This is a genomic window from Serratia surfactantfaciens (assembly GCF_001642805.2).
GTDB lineage: Bacteria > Pseudomonadota > Gammaproteobacteria > Enterobacterales > Enterobacteriaceae > Serratia > Serratia surfactantfaciens.
This window is the reverse complement of record NZ_CP016948.1, coordinates 1,049,326-1,066,862: the sequence shown is the minus strand read 5'-3', so window position 1 is coordinate 1,066,862 and position 17,537 is coordinate 1,049,326. Positions and strand designations below refer to the sequence as shown.

20 protein-coding genes are annotated in these 17,537 nt (G+C 59.9%); 9 read left to right on the top strand and 11 right to left on the bottom strand.

Features of this window, described 5'->3' with window-relative positions:
* Positions 1 to 11 precede the first annotated feature (11 nt).
* The gene (locus ATE40_RS05075) at positions 12 to 1,022 is read left to right on the top strand and encodes an NAD-dependent epimerase/dehydratase family protein (RefSeq protein WP_004928393.1); all 1,011 of its coding nucleotides are present in this window, start codon (positions 12 to 14) and stop codon (positions 1,020 to 1,022) included.
* On the opposite strand, the gene ATE40_RS05070 is transcribed toward ATE40_RS05075, so the two are convergent.
* Complete coding sequence (locus ATE40_RS05070) at positions 1,023 to 1,859, bottom strand: N-acetylmuramoyl-L-alanine amidase (RefSeq protein WP_063919112.1); 837 nt, start codon at positions 1,857 to 1,859, stop codon at positions 1,023 to 1,025.
* A gap of 187 nt (positions 1,860 to 2,046) precedes the next feature.
* On the opposite strand from ATE40_RS05070, the gene ATE40_RS05065 reads away from it, so the two are divergent.
* Entirely contained in the window at positions 2,047 to 3,573 is a 1,527-nt protein-coding gene (locus ATE40_RS05065) for a DUF3300 domain-containing protein (RefSeq protein WP_063919111.1), read from the top strand.
* Between the two features lie 49 nt (positions 3,574 to 3,622).
* On the opposite strand, the gene ATE40_RS05060 is transcribed toward ATE40_RS05065, so the two are convergent.
* Positions 3,623 to 3,946 carry a heavy metal-binding domain-containing protein gene (locus tag ATE40_RS05060; RefSeq protein ID WP_004928400.1) on the bottom strand — a complete coding sequence of 108 codons (324 nt, stop codon included), beginning with the start codon at positions 3,944 to 3,946 and terminating at the stop codon, positions 3,623 to 3,625.
* A 159-nt stretch (positions 3,947 to 4,105) separates the two neighbouring features.
* Between ATE40_RS05060 and ATE40_RS05055 the strand changes: the two genes are divergently transcribed.
* The 6 genes from ATE40_RS05055 to artJ (ATE40_RS05030) all read left to right on the top strand — a co-directional run bounded on the left by ATE40_RS05055 (position 4,106) and on the right by artJ (ATE40_RS05030) (position 8,730).
* Entirely contained in the window at positions 4,106 to 4,648 is a 543-nt protein-coding gene (locus tag ATE40_RS05055) for a lipoprotein (protein ID WP_019454574.1), read from the top strand.
* A 262-nt stretch (positions 4,649 to 4,910) separates the two neighbouring features.
* The gene (gene artP, locus ATE40_RS05050) at positions 4,911 to 5,639 is read left to right on the top strand and encodes an arginine ABC transporter ATP-binding protein ArtP (RefSeq protein ID WP_139285539.1); all 729 of its coding nucleotides are present in this window, start codon (positions 4,911 to 4,913) and stop codon (positions 5,637 to 5,639) included.
* Positions 5,640 to 5,671: 32 nt separating this feature from the next.
* On the top strand, positions 5,672 to 6,403 hold the full coding sequence (artJ, locus tag ATE40_RS05045) for an arginine ABC transporter substrate-binding protein (RefSeq protein ID WP_063919109.1): 732 nt from the start codon (positions 5,672 to 5,674) through the stop codon (positions 6,401 to 6,403).
* A 9-nt stretch (positions 6,404 to 6,412) separates the two neighbouring features.
* Positions 6,413 to 7,129, top strand: a complete 717-nt coding sequence (gene artQ / locus ATE40_RS05040) for an arginine ABC transporter permease ArtQ (RefSeq protein ID WP_025159684.1) — start codon at positions 6,413 to 6,415, stop codon at positions 7,127 to 7,129.
* Positions 7,129 to 7,797 (top strand): arginine ABC transporter permease ArtM, encoded by a 669-nt coding sequence (gene artM, locus ATE40_RS05035; RefSeq protein ID WP_019454577.1) that lies wholly within the window; start codon positions 7,129 to 7,131, stop codon positions 7,795 to 7,797. The genes artQ and artM overlap by 1 nt, the downstream gene beginning before the upstream one ends.
* Positions 7,798 to 7,995: 198 nt before the next feature.
* Positions 7,996 to 8,730: an arginine ABC transporter substrate-binding protein gene (gene artJ / locus ATE40_RS05030; protein ID WP_015377297.1), complete on the top strand. Its 735-nt coding sequence runs from the start codon at positions 7,996 to 7,998 to the stop codon at positions 8,728 to 8,730.
* A 31-nt stretch (positions 8,731 to 8,761) separates the two neighbouring features.
* Here artJ (ATE40_RS05030) and rlmC read toward each other — a convergent pair whose 3' ends face one another.
* The 9 genes from rlmC to ATE40_RS04985 form a co-directional block, all read right to left on the bottom strand.
* Positions 8,762 to 9,892, bottom strand: a complete 1,131-nt coding sequence (gene rlmC / locus ATE40_RS05025) for a 23S rRNA (uracil(747)-C(5))-methyltransferase RlmC (RefSeq protein ID WP_025159685.1) — start codon at positions 9,890 to 9,892, stop codon at positions 8,762 to 8,764.
* Positions 9,893 to 9,961: 69 nt separating this feature from the next.
* Positions 9,962 to 10,441 (bottom strand): YbjO family protein, encoded by a 480-nt coding sequence (locus ATE40_RS05020; RefSeq protein ID WP_025159686.1) that lies wholly within the window; start codon positions 10,439 to 10,441, stop codon positions 9,962 to 9,964.
* Between the two features lie 104 nt (positions 10,442 to 10,545).
* Entirely contained in the window at positions 10,546 to 11,391 is an 846-nt protein-coding gene (potI, locus tag ATE40_RS05015; RefSeq protein ID WP_019454580.1) for a putrescine ABC transporter permease PotI, read from the bottom strand.
* Positions 11,388 to 12,350 carry a putrescine ABC transporter permease PotH gene (potH, locus tag ATE40_RS05010; protein WP_019454581.1) on the bottom strand — a complete coding sequence of 321 codons (963 nt, stop codon included), beginning with the start codon at positions 12,348 to 12,350 and terminating at the stop codon, positions 11,388 to 11,390. The genes potI and potH overlap by 4 nt, the downstream gene beginning before the upstream one ends.
* A gap of 24 nt (positions 12,351 to 12,374) precedes the next feature.
* A complete protein-coding gene (gene potG / locus ATE40_RS05005) occupies positions 12,375 to 13,508 on the bottom strand; it encodes a putrescine ABC transporter ATP-binding subunit PotG (protein ID WP_063919108.1) in 1,134 nt (377 codons plus the stop codon).
* Positions 13,509 to 13,630: 122 nt separating this feature from the next.
* Positions 13,631 to 14,740 carry a spermidine/putrescine ABC transporter substrate-binding protein PotF gene (gene potF / locus ATE40_RS05000; protein WP_019454583.1) on the bottom strand — a complete coding sequence of 370 codons (1,110 nt, stop codon included), beginning with the start codon at positions 14,738 to 14,740 and terminating at the stop codon, positions 13,631 to 13,633.
* 407 nt (positions 14,741 to 15,147) lie between these two features.
* Positions 15,148 to 15,627, bottom strand: coding sequence for a type III secretion system chaperone family protein (locus ATE40_RS04995; protein WP_019454584.1), 480 nt, complete (start codon positions 15,625 to 15,627; stop codon positions 15,148 to 15,150).
* A 135-nt stretch (positions 15,628 to 15,762) separates the two neighbouring features.
* On the bottom strand, positions 15,763 to 16,665 hold the full coding sequence (rimK, locus tag ATE40_RS04990) for a 30S ribosomal protein S6--L-glutamate ligase (RefSeq protein ID WP_063919107.1): 903 nt from the start codon (positions 16,663 to 16,665) through the stop codon (positions 15,763 to 15,765).
* Positions 16,666 to 16,721: 56 nt separating this feature from the next.
* The gene (locus tag ATE40_RS04985) at positions 16,722 to 17,036 is read right to left on the bottom strand and encodes a YbjC family protein (protein ID WP_063919106.1); all 315 of its coding nucleotides are present in this window, start codon (positions 17,034 to 17,036) and stop codon (positions 16,722 to 16,724) included.
* A gap of 231 nt (positions 17,037 to 17,267) precedes the next feature.
* On the opposite strand from ATE40_RS04985, the gene ATE40_RS04980 reads away from it, so the two are divergent.
* Positions 17,268 to 17,531 (top strand): GrxA family glutaredoxin, encoded by a 264-nt coding sequence (locus ATE40_RS04980; protein WP_004938676.1) that lies wholly within the window; start codon positions 17,268 to 17,270, stop codon positions 17,529 to 17,531.
* Positions 17,532 to 17,537 lie beyond the last annotated feature (6 nt).

Genomic DNA, 17,537 nt, shown 5'->3' with positions numbered 1-17,537 from the left:
TAGAGTCCGTTATGAAGGTATTGGTCACCGGTGCAACCAGTGGATTAGGCCGTAACGCCGTTGAATATCTGCGCCGCCAGGGCATCAAAGTGCGCGCCACCGGTCGCAACCAGGCGATGGGCGGCCTGCTGGAAAAAATGGGCGCGGAGTTCATTCATGCCGATCTCACCAACCTGATCTCTTCGCAGGCCAAGGCGATGCTGGCGGACGTCGACGTGCTGTGGCACTGCTCCAGCTTTACCTCGCCCTGGGGCACCGAAGAAGCCTTCGAACTGGCTAACGTGCGCGCCACTCGCCGCCTTGGTGAATGGGCGGCAGCCTACGGCGTAGCGCAGTTCATTCACATCTCTTCCCCGGCGATCTATTTCGATTACCACCATCACCGCAACGTGACCGAAGATTTCCGCCCGCAGCGCTACGCCAATGAGTTCGCGCGCAGCAAGGCCGCCGGCGAGCAGGTGATCCAGCAACTGGCGTTGTCCAATCCACAAACCCATTTCACCATTCTGCGCCCGCAGGGGTTGTTCGGGCCGCACGACAAGGTGATGCTGCCGCGGCTGCTGCAGATGATCAAACGCTACGGCAACCTGCTGCTGCCGCGCGGCGGCGCGGCGATGGTGGACATGACCTATCTGGAGAATGCGGTGCACGCCATGTGGCTGGCGACGTTAAAAGAAGATACGCCGTCCGGCCGCGCCTACAACATCACCAACCAGCAGCCGCGCCCGCTGCGCACCGTGGTGCAGCAGCTGATCGACGATCTGGGCATGAAATGCCGCATTCGCTCCGTGCCCTATCCGATGCTCGACATGATGGCGCGCGGCATGGAGCGTCTGGGCAGCAAAAGCGAAAAGGAGCCGGTGCTGACCCACTACGGCGTCGCCAAACTCAACTTCGACCTCACGCTCGATACCACCCGTGCGCAACAAGAGCTGGGCTATCAGCCGATCGTCTCGCTGGAAGAGGGCATCGCGCGCACCGCCCGCTGGCTGAAAGATCACGGCAAACTGCACGGCCTGTAATCAACGCCACGCGCCATACTTCAACAGCAGCGCATCGATAATCGCTTCACTCTCTGCATCCGGCTCACCGCGAACATCGTCGGGCCGGAAATGCATCTGAAACGCCGCCAGCACATTGCGCTGCTGCCGCGCATCCCATGACGAATCAACCGCGTAGCCGTAACGCGCCAGCCTATCGAGCAGCGGCGCCATCGGCACCGGGGCATGGCGATCGCGCCCCGCCAGCAAACGCTGCACGTCTCGTTCGTCCGGCCAGGCGCCGATGCCGGCCTGCGCCAGCTGTCGCCAAGGGAACAGCGGGCCGGGATCCTGTTTGCGCTGCGGTGCGATGTCGCTGTGCCCCACCACGTCCTGCGGCTGGATGCCATAGCGTTGGATGATGTCGCGGCTCAGCGGGATCAGCACGGCGATCTGCTCCGCCGTATAAGGCTGCCAATGGGTCAACAGCATGCCGCGGGTGAACCCCTTGTTGACGATTTCGATGCCGATCGAGGTGTCGTTGAGGCTGCTGCGGCCGCGCCAGGCGCTGGCGCCGGCATGCCAGGCACGCATCGCTTCCGGCACCAGCCGATACACCGTCGGTTTGCCGTGTTCGCGCTGCGGATGCGCCGGCAACAGGTAGTGCGCGCTGACGTGTTCGTCGGTCAGCGTTTTCAGCGATGAATGGAAGTCTTCCGCCGTGTAGTGCATCACCAAAAAACGAATGCGCTGATCGGCGCCCTGCGCCTGGTGCAGCGTCTCGAGTTGGTAAGCGCCGCGATCGACGAGCGTGTCCTGCTGCGGATTTTGGCACCCCGCCAACAGCGCGGCGGCGATGATCCCTGGCCAAATTTTCACTTATCCTCCTGATTTGTGTCCGTGAAAGGTGTAACGCGACGCGATTAACCTGTATCCAATCATCACGCTAATCGAGAAATAATGACAGAAAGCGCCGATGTGCAAGCGAGTGTTTCTCCCAACTGGCGAGCTCTCACGCCCATGATAGTCTCAAAGTATCATCTACGCTGAAAGAGCGGAGTCGAACATGTTCACACCACGCTATCTGTCCTGGTTGCTCTGTGCCGCCATGCTGCCGCTCAGCGGCTGCGATCAGCAAAAAGTCGCCGGCGCGATGGGTGGGGGCACTCCGCCCCCTGCCGCTCCCGCCGCCAGTGCCAGTGCGCCGGCCTATACGCCACTGACCGCAGACCAGCTGTACCAGTTGGTCAGCCCGGTGGCGCTGTTCCCCGACAAGCTGCTGGCGCAAGTGTTGGCCGGCGCGGGCTATCCTGACCAAATCAGCGCTGCGGATGCCTGGCTGGCGCAAAACCGCGGGCTGCAACCGGCGGCGCTCAGCTCGGCGGCGGATGCTCAACCCTGGGATCCCAGCGTGCGCGGCCTGGTGCAATTCCCCGACGTGCTCGATCAGATGGCGAAAAACATCCCCTGGACCACCGCTCTGGGCAGCGCCTACCTCAACGATCCTACGGACGTGATGAACGCCATTCAGGTGATGCGTCAACGAGCGGCCAGCCAGGGCACGTTGAAAAACACCCCACAGCAGCGCATCGTCGTAGCGCCGACGACCCGTTACGTTGAGCAGCAGTCCTATCGCCAGAGCGTGGTGGCGGCGCCGGGCGAAACCATCGTCATCGAGCCCAGCCAACCGGATACGGTTTACGTTCCGCATTACGATCCCTGGGAGGCCTACGGCACGCCGATCCAAGCTTATCCAAGCTATCAATATCAGCCTTCAGGTTACAGCGGCGGCGATATGCTGGCAGCCGGCGTGATCAGCTTCGGCGTTGGCATCGCGGTCGCCTCTTTGCTCAACCAACACAATAGCGGCTGGCACAACTGGGATATGCGCTGGGACGATCGGCGCCAGCCGGTGGTCTACCGCAATGCGCCCTACGTGTCGCATTCCACCACCGTGGTGAATCGCGTCACCAACATCAACCAATATAACAACGTGAACAATGTGAATCGCAGCACCACCAGCACGGTGAACAACTACAATACCACCGCCGCGCCGACGCCGCGTTTCAGCCAACCGGTGCCTAACGCTGCGCCGCAACAGCCGCGCGTCGCGCCTGCGGCCCACGCGCCGATGACCATGCCGAACTTTGCGCATACTCAGCCGGTGGCTGCCGCCCCACACGTGCAACAACCGGTCAACGCGCCCCATGTGCAGCAACCGATGAGCATGCCGACGTTCACGCATGCCGCGCCGGCAGCGCCTCACGCGCAGCAACCGATGGCCGTGCATTCAGCGCCGGTACAGACGCATCCGATGCAGACCGCCGCGCCAGTGCATCAATCCACCGTGCGGCCACAGGTTCAGGCGGCGCCGCACGTCGTGCAGCCGGTAGTGCGTGAGCCGGCCGCAACGCTGCATCCGGCGGTGGTTCGCCCAGCGCCGGTGCCGCAAGAGCGCGTCATGCCGCATCCGGCACCGGCGCCGCAGGTTCATCAGCCGACCGTTCAACAGATGCCGCATCGCCAGGAATCTGCACCGGTAAAGCCGCAGGAACATCGCCCGATCGTCGAGCCGCCGCATAAAGAGGGATAAACCAACGGGATGTCGCCCCGGCGGAACGGCCGGGGCGCGGAGAATAGCGTTAGCGACTGACTTTCACCGCGGTGCCGCTGACGGTCACCATCAGCATGCTGCCGTCTTTGCCAACGGTTTCATAATCGATATCAATACCCACCACCGCGTTGGCGCCCAGCTCTTTCGCCTGATCTTCCAGCTCTTCGAACGCGATCAGGCGCGCCTTGCGCAGCTCTTTCTCATACGCGCCCGAACGGCCGCCGACGATGTCGCGCACGCCGGCGAAAAAATCACGGAAAATGTTGGCGCCGAGAATCGCTTCACCGGTGACGACGCCGCAGTATTCGGTAATGGTGAACCCTTCCAGGGTCGGGGTAGTTGAAAGCTGCATCAGAATTCCTTGTTTGATTAATTCAACGTATCTATGACCAGAAGATTGGCGTTATGTTCGCTTAATCAATGGCACGCAGTACGAATGCAAGGCCAAAAAACGCATTTATACTGTAAGCTATCGGTCTTCATGGTAGAGACTTTCACATAAGGTAATAAGATGAAAACAAAAACGATTGCGGCTGTTTTACCCTTAGCGCTGTTGCTGAGTGCCTGTACCACGGTGGAACCGGCATACAAGGATATCGGCACCCGCAGCGGCAGCTGTGTGGAAGGCGGCCCGGATACGGTCGCACAAAAGTTCTATGACCTGCGCATCCAGCAGGGCACCGGCCTGCCGGACAGCAACCGCCTGGCGCAGCTGCAACCTTATCTGAGCAAAGTGCTGTATCAGGATCTGGTCAGCGCCGGCCAGAATCCGGGTAAACATCAGATAACCGGCGATCTATTCTCCGGCAATGCACAGGGGCCGAGCAGCGCATCCGTCGCCAGCGCCTCGACCATTCCTAACACCGATGCGAAGAATATCCCGCTGCGCGTTGACCTGAGCTACCAGAAAGACGCCAACAGCACCGTGAACTGGCAGGACGAAGTGCTGATGGTGCGCGAAGGCACCTGCTGGGTGGTTGATGATATTCGCTACCTGAATGTTCCAGCGCACGCCACCAACGGCAGCGTGCGTCAGGTGCTGGAAAACCAGTAACCCGCCTTCCCCGGCCGACGCGGGCTTGCCGCGTCGGTCATCCCCGCTGCCGCCAGCCGCTCAAATTTCGTCCAATAGAAAAAATTTCGCTACCGATCTCACAGCCTGCGCCACAAATCCCCTCCCTCGGCTTGAGTCGCGGTATCTTGTGCTAATCTTTTACTGTCCCGCCGCACACTCATAAATTTTAACGCACAAAGATTGCATAAGTATTCTGTGGAAGTTAACATTTGCGGCATCAATGTCTATTCAATTCTGGCGCATGAGTATTCAACTTAACGGTATCAATTGCTATTACGGCGCTCACCAGGCGCTGTTTGACATCACGCTGGATTGTCCAGCCGGGGAAACCCTGGTGCTGCTTGGCCCAAGCGGCGCCGGGAAAAGTTCATTGCTGCGGGTGCTGAACCTGCTGGAAATGCCGCGTTCGGGCCAATTGCAGATCGCCGGCAACCAATTCGATTTCAGGCAGGCGCCGGGCGAGAAAGCCATTCGCGAACTGCGTCAAAATGTCGGCATGGTGTTCCAGCAATACAACCTGTGGCCTCACCTCACCGTGGTGCAGAACCTGATCGAAGCGCCTTGTCGCGTGCTGGGGCTGACCAAGGCTCAGGCGATGGAGCGCGCCGACAAGCTGCTCAAGCGTCTGCGCCTGACCGACTTCGCCGATCGCTTCCCGCTGCACCTTTCCGGCGGCCAGCAGCAGCGCGTGGCGATCGCCCGCGCCCTGATGATGGAACCGCAGGTGCTGCTGTTCGATGAACCGACCGCGGCGCTGGATCCGGAAATCACCGCCCAGATCGTCAGCATCATTCGCGAACTGGCCGGCACCGGCATCACTCAGGTGATCGTCACCCACGAAGTGGAAGTGGCGCGCAAAACCGCCAGCCGCGTGGTGTACATGGAAAACGGCCACGTAGTGGAGCAAGGCGACAGCAGCCACTTCACGCAGCCGCGGACCACCGAGTTTGCTAATTACTTATCACACTAACAATTAACTTGCTGTAATTTGGGGAGTTTGCGATGAAAAAACTAATAATCGCCGCCGTTCTGGTTGGCATCAGCGTTTCCGCCTCCGCAGCCGAAACTATCCGTTTCGCTACCGAAGCCTCCTATCCTCCGTTTGAATTTATTGACGCCGGCAACAAGATTCAGGGTTTTGATGTCGATCTGGCCAACGCGCTGTGCAAAGAAATGCAGGCCGAGTGCACCTTCACCAACCAGGCGTTCGACAGCCTGATCCCGAGCCTGAAGTTCAAGCGTTTCGATGCGGTGATGGCCGGTATGGACATTACGCCGGAGCGTGAGAAGCAGGTGCTGTTCACCAAGCCTTACTACGATAACTCGGCGCTGTTCATCGCGCAGAAAGGCAAAATCGCCGACGTGGCGGCGCTGAAAGGCAAAAAAGTGGGCGTGCAAAACGGCACCACCCACCAGAAATACCTGACCGACAAGCACCCGGAAATCACCACCGTGCCTTACGACAGCTACCAGAACGCCATTTTGGATCTGAAGAACGGCCGCGTTGATGCGGTGTTCGGCGATACGGCAGTGGTCAACGAGTGGCTGAAGCAGAATGACGCGCTAGCGGCAGTGGGCGCTAAAGTGACCGACAAAGATTACTTCGGCACCGGCCTTGGCATCGCGGTGCGCCAGAAGAACACCGATCTGCAGGGCAAGTTCAACGCCGCTCTGGACAAGATCAAGCAGGATGGGACCTATGAAACCATCTACAAAAAATGGTTCCAGCAGTAATACGCCCAAATGAATGAATTACAACCTTTAGCAAGCGCCGCCGGCATGACCGTCGGCCTTGCCGTTTGCGCCCTGATCCTCGGGCTGATTCTGGCGATGCTGTTCGCCGTATGGGAATCGTCCCGCTGGAAAGCGGTCAGCTGGCTCGGCACCGCCTGGGTGACCGTGTTGCGCGGCCTGCCGGAAATCCTGGTGGTGCTGTTTATCTATTTCGGCTCGTCGCAGCTGCTGCTGATGCTCTCCGACGGCTTTACCCTCAACCTCGGTCTGTTCCAGCTGCCGATTCAGTTGGCGATCGACAATTTCGAAGTCAGCCCGTTCCTGTGCGGGGTGATCGCTCTGGCCCTGCTCTATTCCGCCTACGCCTCGCAGACGCTGCGCGGCGCGCTCAAAGCGGTACCGCAGGGGCAATGGGAATCCGGCCAGGCGCTGGGGCTCGGCAAGGCGGCGATCTTCTTCCGCCTGATCATGCCGCAGATGTGGCGCCACGCCCTGCCCGGCCTCGGCAATCAGTGGCTGGTGCTGCTGAAAGACACCGCGCTGGTGTCACTGATCAGCGTGAACGATCTGATGCTGCAAACCAAGAGCATCGCCACCCGCACCCAGGAGCCTTTTACCTGGTATGTGATCGCGGCGGCCATCTACCTGCTGGTGACGCTGTTCAGCCAATACGTCATCAAACGCATTGAGCTGCGCGCCACGCGCTTTGAGCGGGGGCCGGTCTGATGTTTGAATACTTGCCGGAAATCCTCAAGGGGTTGCACACCAGCCTGACGCTGACCGTCGCCGCGTTGATCGTCGCGCTGGCGCTGTCGCTGCTGCTGACGGTGATCCTGACGCTGAAAACGCCGATCCTGACGCCGCTGGTCAAAGCCTATGTAACGCTGTTCACCGGCACGCCGCTGCTGGTGCAGATCTTCCTGATCTACTACGGCCCCGGGCAGTTTCCGGCGATCCGCGACTACCCGTGGCTGTGGAACTTGCTGTCGCAGCCCTGGCTGTGCGCGATGATTGCGCTGGCGCTGAATAGCGCGGCCTATACCACGCAGCTGTTCTACGGCGCGGTGCGCGCCATTCCCGCCGGGCAGTGGCAGTCGTGCGAGGCGCTGGGCATGTCGCGCCGGCAGACCTTGCGCATTCTGTTGCCGTTCGCCTTCAAACGCGCGCTGTCGTCTTACTCCAACGAAGTGGTGCTGGTGTTCAAAAGCACCTCGCTGGCTTACACCATCACGCTGATGGAAGTGATGGGCTACAGTCAGCTGATGTACGGCCGCACCTACGACGTGATGGTGTTCGGCGCCGCCGGCCTGGTGTACCTGTGCGTCAACGGCCTGCTGACGCTGCTGATGCGCCTGGTGGAACGCCGCGCGCTGGCGTTTGAGCGCCGTAACTGAGGCCACCTCCCCCCTAAGCCCCGCCACTGAGCGGGGCTTTTTTTATCCCCATGGCAATATTTAATCATTTATATTGCATTTTAATTCACTCAATGGCAGGGTTATCAGCAGACGCACATGTAAAAACCTCTGGCGATTACCAGTAAAAACAAACGATAGCGAATAATCACTTTCAGGATCCAGACAGGAGCTCTACGCATGAAAAAACTGCTGCTTGCCGCGACGATGTTGGCCGGGATGACCTTTAACGCCACCGCGGCCGAAACCATCCGCTTCGCCGCCTCCGCCACCTACCCGCCGTTCGAATCGCTGGACGCCAATAACCAGATCGTCGGTTTCGATATCGATCTGGCCAACGCGTTGTGCAAACAGATGCAGGCGCAGTGCACCTTCACCAACCAGGCGTTCGACAGCCTGATCGCCGCGCTGAAATTCAAGAAATACGATGCGGTGATTTCCGGCATGGATATCACGCCGGAGCGCAGCAAACAGGTCGCCTTCACCCAGCCTTACTACGCCAACTCGGCGATCGTGATCGCGCAAAAAGGCAAGTTCAGCTCGCTGGCGGATCTGAAAGGCAAAAAGCTCGGCATGGAAAACGGCACCACCCACCAGAAATACATGCAGGACAAGCACCCGGAGATTAACACCGTCTCTTACGACAGCTACCAGAACGCCATTCTGGAGCTGAAAAACGGCCGCATCGACGGCGTGTTCGGCGACACCGCCGTGGTGAACGAGTGGCTGAAAACCAATCCGCAGCTGGCGCCGGTCGGCGAACACATCACCGATGCGCAGTACTTCGGCACCGGTCTCGGCATCGCGGTGCGCCCGGACAACCAGGCGCTGCTGGCCAAGCTGAACGCCGCGCTGGACGCCATCAAGGCCGACGGCACCTATAAGGCCATCAACGACAAGTGGTTCCCGCAGTAAGCATAAGGCCCGGTTAGCCGGGCCTTATGTTTTATAAACGCCGCACCAGCAGCGTCAGCACTTCGTAGTGCGCGGTATGCGGGAACATGTCGAACAGCTGCACCCGTTCGATGCGGTAGCCCGGCAACATCTCGATATCTTTCGCCATGCTCTCGGCGTTGCAGCTGGAATAGAGAATATATTCCGGTGCCATCCGGCTCAAATAATCGCACAGTGCCTGGCCGATGCCGCGCCGCGGCGGGTTGACCAGCACCAGCTGCGGCACCTGGCCTTCGGCGGTGGCGAAGCGGGTGGAATCGAGGGCCTGAAAATCAACGTGCTGCAACCCCAACCGCTGCGCCGATTGGCGCGCGCAGGCGATCGCTTCCGCGCTGATTTCGATGCCGGTCAGGCGCGTTTGCGGCTGCGCGCAGTGCAAGCCGAAACCGCCGACGCCGCAAAACAGATCCCACATGCTGTCGATGCCCAGTGCGCGCACCCAGTCGCGGGCGGTGGCATAGAGCTCGGCGGCCACCTGCGGGTTGGTCTGGAAGAAACTTTGCGGACGGATGAACAGCGGCACCTGATTGAACTGTTCCTCCAGCGCCTGCTGTTCGGTCAGCGCAATCTCGCGCTCCCCTTCCATGATCGCCATATGCACCGGCTGAATATTGGCGGAGATCACCTTGAGCTGCGGCAACTGCTGCTGCAGCCACGGCAGCGCGGCGCGCAGCTGCGCCAGTTTGGTTTCCGAGCGCAACACGAAGCGCAGCATCACGCCGCCGTCTAACGTGCTTTCGGTCAACAACAGGTATTTCAGCTCGCCGCGTTTACGCGCCACGTTATACGGCGTCAGGCCCGCCCGGGCGATAAAGCTTTTCAGTACCGCAAACATCGGCGCAAAGCCGGCGGGGTACAGCGGGCAGTCGCTTAGATCGACCGGCGTGCCGTCGCGATGCAGCATGCCGAGCAGCGGGCGCTCTACGCTGCCGCTGACCACCATCTTGGCCTTATTGCGAAATGCGCTCAGCTCCCCCGCCGCCGGCTGCAGCCACTGCGCGACGTCGCGCCCGGCCAGCAGCGATTGCAGGTGATGCTGTTTGTCGGCCAGTTGTTGCGGATAGGGCTTTTCCAGCCACTGACAGGAACGGCAGGTGCCCGCCGTATACAAAGCGCAATGCATGAAGGTTACCGTGAAGTTCAGGATGACGAATTAAGGGCGCAGAGTTTACCACTCCGCGCGCCTAAAATCTCACTTGCGCGCGGCGAAGAAGCGGCGGCTGGCGGCAGGAACGAACAGCAGCGCCAGGATCACCACGTCGGGGATTTTTTGCAGGATCAGAACGTGCAGGATTTGGCCGCTGGTTTCCCCTTCCACGGTGAATACCTCGGGGAAGACGCTGCCGATGGTGGCCAACAGCAGGTAAAGCACCACGATGCACTGGCAGGCCACATAAGCCCAGCGCCCCCAGTTGCGACCGCGCATCACCGCAAAACCGCAGCTGATTTGCAGGCACAGCAGCATCAGGCCGGCTAGAAAGATAAAGGTGGAATCCCACGCCTGCGCGCTGGTGTTGACGAACTCCTGCGCGCCATCGACACCCAGTTCGCCCAACAACAGCACCACGCTGATGCACTTGATCGCGACCATGGCAGTACCCGCCACCATCACCGGCACCGGCGCATCTGCAGTCGATCTCATTCCCTGCCCGCTTTTCAGCATGTCTGACATATCCGTGTTCCGCTACGACGCGCCACCAATACAGGTGGCGCATGTAAAGTCAGGTAGTTAGTTGCAATACTTATTGATTGCAAAAATAGCAGGTTTGTTACGATTCAGCTACGGGCCGCCCGCTGCAATTCGCGCGATCGTTGTTTTTCCGAGCGCGCCATAAACCACCAGGCGATCAGGCCGATAATGCCCACCACCAGCAGGATCAAACTGGCCAACGCGTTAATTTCCGGGTTCACCCCCATGCGCACGCTGGAGAACACCAGCATCGGCAGCGTGGTGGCGCCCGGGCCGGAGACGAAGCTGGCGATCACCAGGTCATCCAGCGACAGGGTGAACGCCAGCATCCAGCCGGAGATCAGCGCCGGCGCGATCATCGGCAAGGTGATGACGAAGAACACCTTCAGCGGCGTCGCCCCCAGATCCATCGCCGCCTCTTCAATTGAGCGATCCACCTCACGCAGGCGCGAGCTGATGACCACCGCTACGTAAGCGGTACAGAAGGTGACATGCGCCAGCCAGATGGTGAACATGCCGCGTTCCGACGGCCAACCGAAAGCGTGCCCCATCGCCACGAACAGCAGCAGCAGCGACAGGCCGGTGATCACGTCCGGCATGACCAGCGGCGCGGTCAGCATAAACGCGAAGCCGGTTGAACCGCGAAAGCGGCCGAAACGCACCATCACCACGGCGGCAATAGCGCCCAATACCACCGCAGCGGTAGCGGAAGCGGCGGCGATGGTCAGGCTAAGCCCCACCGCGCTAATCATCGCCGAATCGTGGAACAGTTCGGTATACCAGCGCGTGGACCAGCCGGCCCACACCGTCACCAGCTTGGAGCTGTTAAAAGAGTAGATCACCAACATCAGCATCGGCGCATACAGGAAGGTAAAGCCGATCGTCAGGATGGCGATGCGCCACGGTGAACGCACTACCGGCAAGTTGTTCATTCCTGCCCCCCCATTTCCTTGTTCTGATGCTTGTGGAACCACAAAATTGGCACGATCAGCAGCACCAGCATGACGGTGGCGACCGCCGAGGCCACCGGCCAGTCGCGGTTATTGAAGAACTCCTGCCACAGCACGCGGCCGATCATGATGCTGTCTGGCCCGCCGAGCAGTTCCGGGATCACGAACTCGCCCACCGCCGGAATGAACACCAGCATCGAACCGGCGATGATGCCGCCGCGCGTCAGCGGCACGATCACGCTGAAGAAGGTTTTCAGCGGCCGGGCGCCCAAATCCAGCGATGCCTCCACCAGCGAGTAATCCAGCCGGATCAGCGCCGTGTAGATCGGCAACACCATAAACGGCAGGTAGGAATAGACAATGCCGATATACACCGCCAGATTGGTGTGCAGGATCACCAGCGGCTGATCGATCACCCCTAACCACATCAGGAAGTTATTCAGCGTGCCGTTGTTTTTCAGAATGCCCATCCAGGCGTAAACGCGGATCAGGAACGAGGTCCAGGAAGGCAGGATCACCAGCAGCAGCAGAATATTGCGGGTCGAGGCCTTGCTGTGGGCCACCGCCCAGGCCAGCGGATAGCCGATGATCAGGCAGCACAACGTCGAGACCGCCGCCACGCGCAGCGACTGCAGGTAGGCGTCGATATACAGCGGATCGTCGGTCAGCTGCAGGTAGTTGGCGAAGTTAAGCGCGATGTTCAACTTGCCGTCCGCCCAGCTCAGCAGCTCGGTGTAGGGCGGCACCGCCAGCGCCAGATCCGCCAGGCTGATCTTGAACACGATCAGGAACGGCAGCATAAACAGCAGCGTCAGCCATAAATACGGCAGTGCGATCACCAGCTTGCGGCCGTGGGCCATCAGCAGGCGGTGGAACAGCGCCTTGAGGCCGCCGGGCGTTTTGGCCGGCGGTTCCGGCGTGCGTTCAGAAAGCAGGGTCATACGGGTTACTCCTCACCGGCTCCACTACACCGTCAACACTACGCAGCTGTCGGTTTCCCAACACAAACGCACTTCATCGCCCCAGGTAGGCATCCCTTTGCGAAAACGGTGGCCGTTTTGCAGCTGGGCGCTGATGATCTGGCCGCTGTGCAATTTCACGTGGTAGATGGACAGATCGCCCAGGTAAGAAATGTGCGCCACTTCCCCCACCGCGAAGTTGCAGCCGTCTTCCGGCACCTGTTCGCACAGCAGGATCTTTTCCGGCCGCAGCGCCACCTGGATCGGCACGCCGTCCACCACCGAAGCGTCCGGATCGACCTTGATCGCATGGCGCAACCCGGGGCTTTGCAGGATCAGCGCGTCGTCGTGGCGCTCCAGCAGCACACAGTCGAAGACGTTGACCGAGCCGATGAATTCGGCGCTGAAGCGGCTGTTCGGATGCTCGTAGATCTCTTCCGGTTCACCGATCTGCACGAACTTGCCGCGGTTCATGATGGCGATGCGCCCCGCCATGGTCATCGCCTCCTCCTGATCGTGGGTTACCATCACGCAGGTTACGCCGACACGCTCCAGAATGTCGGTCACTTCCAGCTGCATGCGATCGCGCAGCTTCTTGTCCAATGCGCCCATCGGCTCATCCAGCAACAGCAGCTTCGGCCGCTTGGCCAGGCTGCGCGCCAGCGCCACCCGCTGCCGCTGGCCGCCGGAAAGCTGGTGCGGCTTGCGTTTGGCGAACTCTTGCATGTGCACCAGCGCCAGCATTTCCGCCACCCGCTCGGCGATCTCCGCCCGCGGCATTTTGTCCTGCTTCAGGCCGAAGGCGATGTTCTGCTCCACCGTCATGTGCGGGAACAGCGCATAGGATTGGAACATCATGTTGATCGGCCGCTGGTACGGCGGCACATGCGACATGTCCTGCCCGTCGAGCACGATCTGCCCTTCCGACGGCTGCTCAAAGCCGGCCAGCATGCGCAGCAAGGTGGACTTGCCGCAGCCGGACGGGCCGAGCAACGCAAAGATCTCGCCTTTATAGATGGTGAGGCTGACGTCTTCGACCGCGTTCTGCCCGTCGAACGTTTTGGTGAGGTTACGAATTTCCAGCAGAGGGGTGAAAACCTTCTGCGACTTGGTTTGAGGACGAGGAATGGCGTCGTTCAATCGGGGTGCTCTCCGGCGTAAAGCGCTACAACACCACGGCGCGCGCCGTGGCCCAAAACGGCGATGCAGGCGGGGGGTGCCCGCCTGCCGGTTTACCGATATTCAGGGGATATTCCCCATCATCACTTCCCGCTTTTAACTTTAGTCCATGCGCGGGTAATGACACGATCCAGCTTCGGCGACTGCACGTTGAGCGTGAACAGCTTGGCGCGGATGTCGGCCGGCGGATAGACGTTCGGGTTATCGCGCACTTCGGCGCTCACCAGCGGCGTCGCGTCCTTCACGGCGTTGGCGTAGTAAACATGGTTGCTGATGTCCGCCATCACGTCCGGCTTCAGCAGGAAGTTCAGGAACTGATAGGCGGCGTCCTTATTCTTGGCGTCCGCCGGCATGGCGAACATGTCAAAATAGGTCAATGCGCCCTCTTTCGGGATTGCGTAGGCGACGTTCACGCCGTTTTTCGCCTCTTTGGCACGGTTGGCCGCCTGCATCACGTCGCCGGACCAGCCAATGGCCACGCAGATGTCGCCGTTCGCCAGATCGTTGATGTACTGCGAAGAGTGGAAATAGCGAATGTTAGGCCGCAGCTTCAGCAGCAGATCGTTGGCCGCGCCGGTGTAGTCCGCCGCGTTGGTGCTGTTGGGATCCTTGCCCAGGTAATGCAGCACCGTGGCGTAGACCTCGCTCGGCGCATCGAGGAAGGAAACGCCGCAGCTCTTGAGCTTCTCGAGGTTTTCCGGCTTGAAGATCAGATCCCAACTGTTGACCGGCGCGTCTTTGCCCAGCGCCGCTTTCACCTTATCGACGTTATAGCCGATGCCGGTGGTCACCATCATGTACGGAATACCGTATTTGTTGTCTTTGTCGTTATGCGCCACCAGCTTCAGCATCTCGGGATCGAGATTTTTGTAGTTGGGGATCTTGCTCTTGTCGAGCGGCTCGAAGATGCCGGCCTGCGACTGACGCTCGAGGAAGTTGGATGAAGGGACGACCAAATCGTAACCGGTGCTGCCCGCCATGAGTTTGCCTTCCAACACTTCGTTGGAGTCAAAGACGTCGTACACCACCTTGATACCGGTTTCCTTTTGGAATTTGGCCAGGGTATCCGGCGCGATATAGTCGGACCAGTTATACACGTGCAGCGTTTTCTCTTCGGCTGACGCCGTGACGGACGCGGCCATCAGCAGGCCGGCAACCACACCCGATAACCACTTTTTACGTTGGGTGACCATCCGTAACTTCCTCCAAAACAGGGTGAATCATAGAATTGAACTTGTATCTGCAGCGATACAAAACCTTTCCTGATTGAGCGCAATCGTTGCAACCGCGAACTGAATGGCTATGCATATGATTGCATACGCCTTTTTGCACTGCCCTGCTCGCGTGGTCACAAGGGAAATCGCAAGCCCTTAGCAGAATCAGCAGCATAGCCGCTGCGGCCTGAACCCGCCAGCCCCTGGAGGAAAAAACGCCTTTTATCGATTTTTTATGCAGTTTTTCTCTATGTGATACGCCATTAGCGGCGTAAACGGCGAGAAAGATCGGGCGGCAAAGGCCAAAGTGCAGAATATCTTATTGCGGAGGGAAATAACGGCAGCATGCCGCCGGAAACAGCGGCATGCTTAATGTACGGCGAGGATCAGTGCAGCATTGGCTGGCGTACGGCGCCAGCGGGGATCTCTTCTTCGTCCCCCATAAACAGCAGATCGTTCGCCCGTGCTTCGAGGATCACCATCGAGACCTGCTCTTCGCCCTGTTGCATGAAGTGGGTGAACTGCTCGTAGGTGACGCCGACCGCCACGCTCAGCGACTGGCAGACGATCAGCTTCGGCAGGTTGTCGTCCTGAATGTCGACAAACGCCTTGATAGTGAGCGAACTGGCGTTGATCTGGCTCAGATCCGCCACCAGCGGGATCAGCGCGGTCGGCTTCACCTCGGCCAACGCGGAGAACAGAATGACGTTGTCCACCAGATCAATCTTGGCGTCGAACACGCCGTCGAAGTTCTGCATGTGCGGCAGGTGCAGCGCCTGGCAGGAATCGCACTCAAAGAAAGAAATGCCCGACTGATCCAGCCAGCGCCGCAACAGCGCCAAATCGGGGACAATGAGTGAATCCATATAGCCAGCCTCACAATATTCAAAACGTGAAAAGGCGCATAGCTTACGGAATATTCACCCGATACGCCACGATCAATGCGGCTTAATTCACTATTTCAGATATTGCACGGCGGGAAAAGCGCGCCGCCCACCCCGTCAACCGCCCGATTTCAGGCGGAATCCCGGCCGACCGCGCTGCTCGATGTAGTCGATCATCATGCCGGCGATGTCCAGCCCAGTGGTGGTTTCTACCCCTTCCAGCCCCGGTGAAGCATTGACCTCCATCACCAGCGGGCCGCGCTCGGCGCGCAGGATATCCACCCCGGCGACGTCCAGCCCCAGCGTGCTCGCCGCTTTGACCGCGATCGCCCGCTCCCTGGCGGTGATGGTCACTTTGCGCGCGGTGCCGCCGCGGTGCAGGTTGGAACGAAATTCGCCCGGCTTGGCCTGGCGCTCGATGGCGGCCACCACCCGGCCGCCTACCACCAGGCAGCGCACGTCTCGCCCCTGCGCCTCGCGCACGTACTCCTGCACCAGAATGTGGGCATTCAGCCCGCGAAAGGCGTCGATCACGCTTTCCGCCGCCTGCCGGGTTTCCGCCAGCACCACCCCGATGCCCTGCGTGCCTTCCACCAGCTTGACCACCAGCGGCGCACCGCCGACCAGCTCAATGAGATCGCCGGTATCGTCCGGTGAATGGGCGAAGCCGGTGATCGGCAGATCGATGCCCTGCCGCGCCAGCAACTGCAGCGAGCGCAATTTGTCGCGGGCACGGGTAATGGCTACGGATTCGTTTAACGGATAGCTGCCGAGCAGCTCGAACTGGCGCAGCACTGCGGTGCCGTAAAAGGTGATGGCGGAGCCGATGCGCGGGATCACCGCGTCATAGCGCTCCAGCTGGCGGCCGCGGTAGTGGATGGTCGGCGCCGCCGGATTGATGTTCATATAACAGGAGAGCGGATCGATGATATCGATGCTGTGCCCGCGATCTTCCGCCGCTTCACGCAGCCGCTTGCATGAGTACAGCGTTCCGTCGCGAGAAAGAATGGCAATTTTCACTCGTCACTCCAAAAAGGCCAACGCCTGCCCCGCAGGCGGGTTAGCGGCCGCGGCGTTCAGGCGCGCGGATCGCTGTCCTGATGTTTTTTCGATGCGTCCGTATCATGCGGCCTGCGGCGATCGTTTTCCGGCGGCAGGCCGCCGCGCATCAGTGGCCCGAAGCCCTGCACCACGCGCCATACCAGAAACGCCGCCGCCGGCACCATCAGCGCCACGCCGAGGAAAATCATGCCGACCACCGCCTGCTGCGACGCCAGCCAGCCCGGCAACTGCAGGTGGCCATGAATGCTGAGGTAGGCCAGCACCAACATCACGATGCCCAGCCCTTCCAACACCAGCACCGGACGCGGTAAGTCTCCGAATGAACGCATATTTTTCTTCTCCAGAAGGTCTGCCCCCAGTGTAGTGAATTCCCGTCAACGGCGACAGCCCCGGTGGACTAATTGGTTACATGAATCAGATTAACAGGTAATTCCTGCTTTTTTTTCATGGCTTCAACGGGCATAGTAGGCGCCATCTGATGCGGGTAATGACTTTTTCGGTGACGGGATGTCGTTGCGATCGCGAATAATTTATTGAAAATCCAATCTAAGGAGCGTTGCATGTTTGCAGTAATCTTCGGGCGTCCTGGCTGTCCTTATTGTGTCCGCGCTAAAGAGCTGGCGGAAAAACTGACTGAAGAACGCGACGATTTCAACTTCCGTTACGTTGACATCCACGCGGAAGGCATCACTAAGGCCGATCTGGAAAAAACCGTCGGCAAACCGGTTGAAACCGTGCCGCAGATCTTCCTGGATGAGAAGCACATCGGCGGTTGCACTGATTTCGAAGCTTACGCGAAAGAACACCTGAACCTGTTCCAGTAAGTTCTT